Here is a 6595-nt window from a genome sequence, read left to right on the forward strand (position 1 = left end):
CGCGCGCATTCCCGGCGGCCAGCGGCACCACGCACCGGCCAGCACCCACTGCAGGTGTTCAAAGCCGAACAGGATCCCGGCCGCGCCCGCCAACAACACCACCAGCCATAGCTTGAGGCGTGTCGTGCCGTGTACGTCCAGGTGGGAATCGGCACCGGAGCCTGCTGCCCGGAACACCGTCCAGCTGACCCAGCAGCAGACTCACCAATACCGCCAGGGCGTACGCCGCCAGCCCGGCCAGGTCCGGTTGTTCGTGTCCGGGCAATGTAGCCAGCGCGCCGAACGCGAACAGCGGGAAGAACGCCCCGTGCGGGCGCAGCGCGAACCGGTCGGCAATCACCAGGCTGGCCACCGCGCACCCCACGCTGACCAGCACCAGTGACCAGCTCCGCAATCCCAGGGGCGCGGCAAGGATTCCGCCGAACCCGGCGCCCAAGAGCATTCCGCCAGCCAGCAGCTGGTCACGCAGCCGCTGGCCCCGGTGTGGGCTGCGACCGTACATCCCGGTCACCGAGCCAAAGACCGCGTAGATCATCAGGTCGGCCCGCCCCACCAACAGCAGGGTGGTGCCTGGAATGGCCAGTCCCACCCCCACGCGCAGCGCAGGCCGCAGATCTGGGGACCTCCGCCAGTTCCTTCGCCCAAGACGCCCGACACCGGCTGGCCCCCGGGATGATGCGGGCAGCGTCATCGGCATAAAGCGCTTCTCACCGGTCTGCATGAGGCAAGCGTGCGGAAGTCGGTTCGCTGGACATCGAGATTCCCTCTCACGAAAAGGCTGGATGAAGGCCGGGAAGGGCCCACTATCCAGAGTTCCGCAAGCTCTTGATTACGTCCAAGACTTATCTTCGATGAATCAATAGGCAGCTCTTATTGTCCTGTAGGAAACAGCAGAAAACGACATCATGCCGGGCAGTGCCCGTGGAAGGCCGCTATGGATACACTTCCCGTGCGGTGCGCAACAGGCGCGGGACATCAGCGGCATCGGCTCACTGGCGGTCAGGACGAGGCTGATCTGCGGGGAGAGCTCCGGCTCGCTCAACGCTGTCATCCGGATTCCCGGCAACGGGCCCAGCGGGGCCAGCCATTGACGGGGCACGATGCTGGCCCACTGGCCGGTGGCCACATGGGAGAGCAGCGATATCACCGAATCGGTTTCGATGCGCGGTGAAGCGCTCATCCGTGGCGTTCCAGCGCGGCATCCAATACCTGCCGTCCGCGCATCCTGGAATCGAGCAGGCACAGGGGCAGGTCCAGCGCCTGCCCCCACCCGGGGACCGCGGCTTCGGTGAGCATTCCCGGGCCGGTGATCAGCACGTGGTCCTCCGCGTACAGCGGGAGCACCACCAGATCCTGCGCATCCTCCGGTGCCGCGTAGATGATCCCGGCGTCCAGTTCGAAACCGCGCACTTGCTCGATGATGTGGGAGGAGTGCAGACTGGTCTGCACGTGAATCGAGACCCGCCGGTGGCTCGCGGCAAAGGGAGCAGTCAGTTCCACGACGGTGGAGCTGACCGCCGGCACGACGCCCAGGCGCAACCTTCCGCTCAGGGCCTCTTGCAGCCCCTCCACTTCCTGGCGCAACGCCTCATGGTCCAGCAGCATCCGCCGGGCCCACGGCAGCACCTTCTCCCCTTCCGCGGTGAGCCCCTGGAAGGAGTGGCCGCGGCGCACCAGCGGTACGCCGAGTTCGGCTCCAGCTTTCGGATTGCCTCGGATAACGCGGGCTGCGAGACGTAGCAGGAGGCGGCCGCGCGGGCGAAATGCTGTTCGCGGGCCAGCGCCACGAAGTATTCCAATTGCCGTAACATCACGCCCTTATTGCATCACGTGCCCGCCGCCAAAGGGCAGCTGGCGCTCGGGGACGGAAGCGCTGGGGCGCCAGCCGCTGCTAGACCCCGGACTTGCGCGGGGTGCCTTCCACCGCGTCCACCGCCCGGATGAAGCCCAAATGGCTGAAGGCCTGCGGGAAGTTCCCGGCCAGCCGCCCGCCCGCCGAATCGTATTCCTCGGCAAAGAGCCCCAGGTCGGTGGCGAAGCCGGCCAAACGGTCCAGCAGCTGCCTGGCTTCGTCGCTGCGTCCGGAGCGGGCGTATTGTTCCACCAGCCAGAAGCTGCACATCAAGAACGAGTACTCGTTGCCCGGCAGCCGTCCATGCCGGTTTGGGTGCGGTAGCGGCGCACCATGCCCGCCTCGTCAAGCAGGTCCGCCTCGATTTTCGCCACGGTGCCCAGCATCTTCGGGTCCTCGGGGTGCAGCAGCCCGGTATTGGGCAGCTGCAGCAGTGAGGCGTCGACTTCCTTGTTCGAATAGGTCTGGGTAAAGGAATTCAGCTCCGCGTCGTAGCCGCGTTCCATGATCTCTTCCCGCAGCCTCTCGCGCAGGTGCCGCCAGCGTTCCACCGGCCCACTCAGCCGTGCTCCTCCACCGCCCGCACCCCCTGGTCGAACGCGGCGAACATCATGGCCCTGCCGTGGGTGAAGAAGTCCGCGTTGCCGCGCATTTCCCAGATCCCGTGGCCCTTGCGTTCCATGTTGCGCTCCAGGAAGCTGAGCAGGTTGCGCTGCAGCGCCCAGGAGAACTCATCCTCCCCGTGACCGGCATCACGCAGGCCGCCAGGGCCAGCATCACCTCACCGACCACGTCGGCCTGGTACTGCTCGAACGCGCCGTTGCCCACCCGCACCGGCCGGGACTGCTCATAGCCCTGCAGGTGGTCGAGCACTGATTCGGTCAGTTCGCGTTCCCCGGCGATCCCGTACATGATCTGGATATCGTCCGGGTCTCCGGCCACCGCACGCAGCAGCCAGTTGCGCCAATGCAGTGCACCGTCGGTGAAATCGTGGGCCACCAGGGTGTCAATGGTCAGCGAGGCATCCCGCAGCCAGGTGTAGCGGTAGTCCCAGTTGCGCTGCCCACCGAACTCCTCGGGCAGCGAGGTGGTCGGGGCGGCCACGATCCCGCCGGTGGCCTGGTCGGTCAGCGCCCGCAGCACCATCAGCGAACGCAGCACCTGGTTGTCATAGCGGTCGGTGACCTGCACCCGGGCCGACCAGTCGCGCCAGTACTTGACGGTGGCCTGCAGCGCCTGTTCGGCATCCAGCGGCTTGGGCGGCTGCAGATGGGACTTGTGCCAGGTCAGTACCCAGTCCTGGGTCTGCCCGGCCTTCAGGGTGAACCGTCCGGTCAGCCGGTCCGGGACCGCGCCCTGGTAGTCGGTGGGCCGGCCTTGGCCACGGTCCGCGCTGTCCTGCCGCTCACGGCGTTCATGGCGCTGGTTCCAGGCATGGTCGGGCTCCAGCTGCGGACCGGTCAGCAGCAGCGCGTCCGGTCCGGCCACAGAGAGCAGGCCGGTGGCGCCCTCCTTGGTCAGCGTGACCTTCCGGGTCCAGGGTTTGGCGCGGTTGTAGTCGAAGCGGATGCGCAAGTCATGTTCGATCTCGGCCTCCCCTTCCAGGCAGGTGACCCTGCGGATGACGTCGGCCTGCTCGATGCTCGGCGGCATGAAGTCCAGCACTTCCAGCGTGCCGGTGGCCGTGCGCCAGATGGTTTCCAGGACAAAGGTGCGCGGCAGGTAGCGGCGGGAGACCACGCTTCCCTCCGGAGCCAAGAGCCGCCAGCGCCCGTCGGCGGCCGAACCGAGCAGGGCGGAGAACACGGCCGGCGAATCGAATCTGGGAAAACACAGCCAGTCAATGCTCCCGTCCCGGCTAAGCAGCAGCCCGGTGCGCAGGTCCGAAAGCAGCGCATAGTCTTCCAGCGGCGTGGATCCAGTGTTCTCATTCTCGCTAGCCATGACCTCATTCAAACAAACTGGGCGATAGCGCGAAAGGGTGCAGTTCCCTCTTCACAGGGAGTAGGGTGCGGGGCATGGACAGCATCAAGAATCTGGTAATTTTTGGCGCCACCGGCGATCTGGCCTCCCGTCTGCTCCTCCCGGGCCTGGGCACATTGCTGCGTGCCGATCCCGAGTGCCGGGTCACCGTCATCGGCGCCGACCGCAACGATGACGGCACCTGGAAGCAAACGGTGCAGCAGGCCTTTGACACTGTGGACAGCCACGGTCCCGCCGCCGAGCACACGCTGAACACCACCTGCTTCATCACCTGTGACGCCACCAGCGCGCAGGATCTGCAGTCCCTGCTTGATGGCCTGGAGGAACCGGCCTGCCTCTACTTTGCCTTGCCGCCCCAGGTGACCATGAAGTCCCTGGAGGTGCTGGAGGGACTGCAGCTGCCCGAATCCCTGGTGCTGGCCTTGGAGAAGCCCATCGGCCACGACCTGGAGTCCGCCCGCAAGCTGAACCAGCTGGTGGCGCGGCTGGTTCCCGAGAAGCAGACGTTCCGGGTGGATCACTTCCTGAACCTGCCCGCGGTGCATTCCTTCGCCGGGCTGCGCTTCGCCAACCGGCTGCTGGAGCCGCTGCTGAGCCGGGAGCATGTGCAGTCCATCGAGATCACCTACGACGAGACGCTCGGGCTGGAGGGGCGCGCCGGTTCTACGACTCCAGCGGTGCGTTCCGCGACATGATCCAGTCCCACCTGCTGCAGGTGATGTCCCTGGTGATGATGGAGCCACCGGCCCGCATTGACCATGTGGAGCTTCCGGCGCTGACCGCGCACGTGCTGCGCTCGGCCCGGTTGTGGGGCAAGGACCCGGCGTCCTCGGTGGTGCGCGGACGGTACACGGCCGGCAGCGTGGGCGGCAAGGACCTTCCCGACTACGTGTCCGAACAGGGGGTGGACCCGGTAAAGAACACCGAAACCTTCGCCCAGGTGACCCTGGAAGTGGACAGCTGGCGCTGGAACGGTGTGCCGGTGACCCTGCGTTCGGGCAAGGCCATTGGCAAGCCGCGCAAGGAAATCACCATCAATTTCCGCCGCCCGCCCCACGAGTACCCACAGTTCCCCCACGGCGGGCGGGTGCCGCCAAACGTGATGCGCCTGCGCCTGGACACCGGCCAACTGGAGTTCGAGATGAACGTGGGCGGCCCCTTCGCCGTGCAGGGCATGGAGCGGGTGACCTTCCAGACCGACACCTCGGCCCCCAGGCTTTCGGCGTACGGCAACGTGCTCAAGGGCATCCTGAGCGCCGATGCCACCTTCAGTGTGCGCGGGGACGCCTCCGAACAGGGCTGGAGGATTCTGGCGGACATCCAGAAGCTCTTTGATGACGGTTCGGTTCCGATGAGCGACTACGCCGCGGGCAGCCCAGGCCCCACGATCCCGCCGCTAAGCAGCAAATAGGACCGCTGGGTTCCAGGGGCGGGCTGCACTGCGCCCCTGGAACCCACGGCCTGCGGCTGTCGGCCTACTTCCCCGTGTATTCGAAGTGCCAGGCCTCGGCGTAGGGGTTCTTGGAACCATCCGACCGGTACTCCTCCAGGTTCTTGCGGTGGGTCCAGTTGTACTTGTGGGAGTTGGCTTTCAGCCACTTGTAGTACTTGCCGCGGAAGGAGTAGTCGTAGGTTTCGGGCACATCGATGGCAAGGCCCCAACCGTGGTTTGAGGTTCCGGGCTTCGCCGCAATGTAGGAACCCAGCTCGGCGTAGAGGTATTTCTGGGTATCCAGCGTCCGGTAGGCCAGGTCGATGTCCAGGTTCTTCCCGAACTGCTTCTTGAAGGCGGTGTTCAGCCGGGTCAGGTCCTTCACGGCCGGTGCCGCGATGAGGGTTTTCTCCTTGTCCCACGGCACTGCGGCCAGCATGGAGCTGGAAACCTTGCCGTTGGACTGCCTGAGCACCTGGCGCGGGTGTATCCCTTCGAATTGGTGGTGCCCGCGTTGCTGCTGCGCTTCAGGTCGCTAGCCTTCATCCAGCCGTTCAGCCCCTGGGTGCGCACGAAGTACCAGCCGGCCACCTGCCCGCCTTCCTTCTCCCATTTCAGGTCCCGGTAGACGATGGAGTTCTTTGGAATATCCCCCACCCTCCGGTCCGGCCGACGGCGGCATAGAGGTCGCTGCCGTTGGCTTGGTGAAATACCGGTCGCTCAGCCCGGCCCGGTTGGTGGTGTAGTCGCCGGTATCGACCTGGCATCCCTTGGAGCAGGTCTTGACGTACTTGTTCGACACCCAGCCGGTCTTGTTCTTGTAGCTGATCTTGTACCAGCCGTTTGCGGCCCGTTCGGTCGCCTTGGCGACACTGTTCTTCGGCAGGGTGCCCACGGAGGCGTGCCCGGTGCTGCTGCCCTTGCGGATATTCACGTTCGCGCTCGCCGTCACCCACAGTTTCACCGTGCTGGTGCCCTTGGGGGCCGGCTGCTTGGGCGCGGTGCTCGCTGCGACCTTGGTGTACTTGTTCGAGATCCAACCCGTCTTGCCCGCATAGCTGACCTTGTACCAGCCGTTTGAGGCGGTCGCCGAAACATTGACCGTCTTGCCCTTGGGAATCGTTCGGATCACCTTGTGCTTGGTGCTTGAACCGGCGCGCAGGTTCAGGTTGGCGGTGGTCGTGACCTTGGTGACGACCTTCTTGGCCGCGGCCGGGGCGGCAGCCAGGTGCGGTGTGGAGATCGCCGGAACATCGGAGACCGGGGCGGTGAAGCCGGCCGCCGCGGTGGCGGCGGTGGCGCCGCTGGCAAGGGCAACCGTCAGGGCG

The 6595-nt window shown here is 65.9% G+C and carries 5 protein-coding genes and 3 pseudogenes; 1 reads left to right on the plus strand and 7 read right to left on the minus strand.

All coding sequences use genetic code 11. The features are described from left to right. Window positions 1-58: 58 nt before the first annotated feature. From JCM19049_RS06535 to JCM19049_RS06545, 5 genes and pseudogenes are all read right to left on the minus strand, one after another. Window positions 59-595: a hypothetical protein gene (locus JCM19049_RS06535; protein WP_054821177.1), complete on the minus strand. Its 537-nt coding sequence runs from the start codon at window positions 593-595 to the stop codon at window positions 59-61. 261 nt (window positions 596-856) lie between these two features. Next, window positions 857-1180 carry a hypothetical protein gene (locus tag JCM19049_RS19045; protein WP_279402602.1) on the minus strand — a complete coding sequence of 108 codons (324 nt, stop codon included), beginning with the start codon at window positions 1178-1180 and terminating at the stop codon, window positions 857-859. Then, window positions 1177-1674, minus strand: coding sequence for a LysR family transcriptional regulator (locus JCM19049_RS19050; protein ID WP_279402603.1), 498 nt, complete (start codon window positions 1672-1674; stop codon window positions 1177-1179). Before JCM19049_RS19050 ends, JCM19049_RS19045 begins: the two co-directional genes overlap by 4 nt. Before the next feature lie 32 nt (window positions 1675-1706). Continuing rightward, window positions 1707-1811: pseudogene (locus JCM19049_RS23235) on the minus strand (LysR family transcriptional regulator); the annotation flags it as partial. An 80-nt stretch (window positions 1812-1891) separates the two neighbouring features. Next, window positions 1892-3796 (minus strand): annotated as a pseudogene (locus JCM19049_RS06545) (glycoside hydrolase family 15 protein). Between the two features lie 74 nt (window positions 3797-3870). Between JCM19049_RS06545 and JCM19049_RS06550 the strand changes: the two are divergent. Continuing rightward, a pseudogene (locus JCM19049_RS06550) lies at window positions 3871-5246 on the plus strand (glucose-6-phosphate dehydrogenase). A gap of 64 nt (window positions 5247-5310) precedes the next feature. Here JCM19049_RS06550 and JCM19049_RS06555 read toward each other — a convergent pair. Together JCM19049_RS06555 and JCM19049_RS06560 are read right to left on the minus strand one after the other, a co-directional pair. Then, window positions 5311-5742, minus strand: coding sequence for a M15 family metallopeptidase (locus JCM19049_RS06555; RefSeq protein ID WP_054821178.1), 432 nt, complete (start codon window positions 5740-5742; stop codon window positions 5311-5313). A 60-nt stretch (window positions 5743-5802) separates the two neighbouring features. Further along, a partial coding sequence (locus JCM19049_RS06560; protein WP_279402604.1) for an SH3 domain-containing protein occupies window positions 5803-6595 on the minus strand: 793 nt, incomplete at its 5' end.

The sequence above is a fragment of the Arthrobacter sp. JCM 19049 genome (assembly GCF_001310435.1).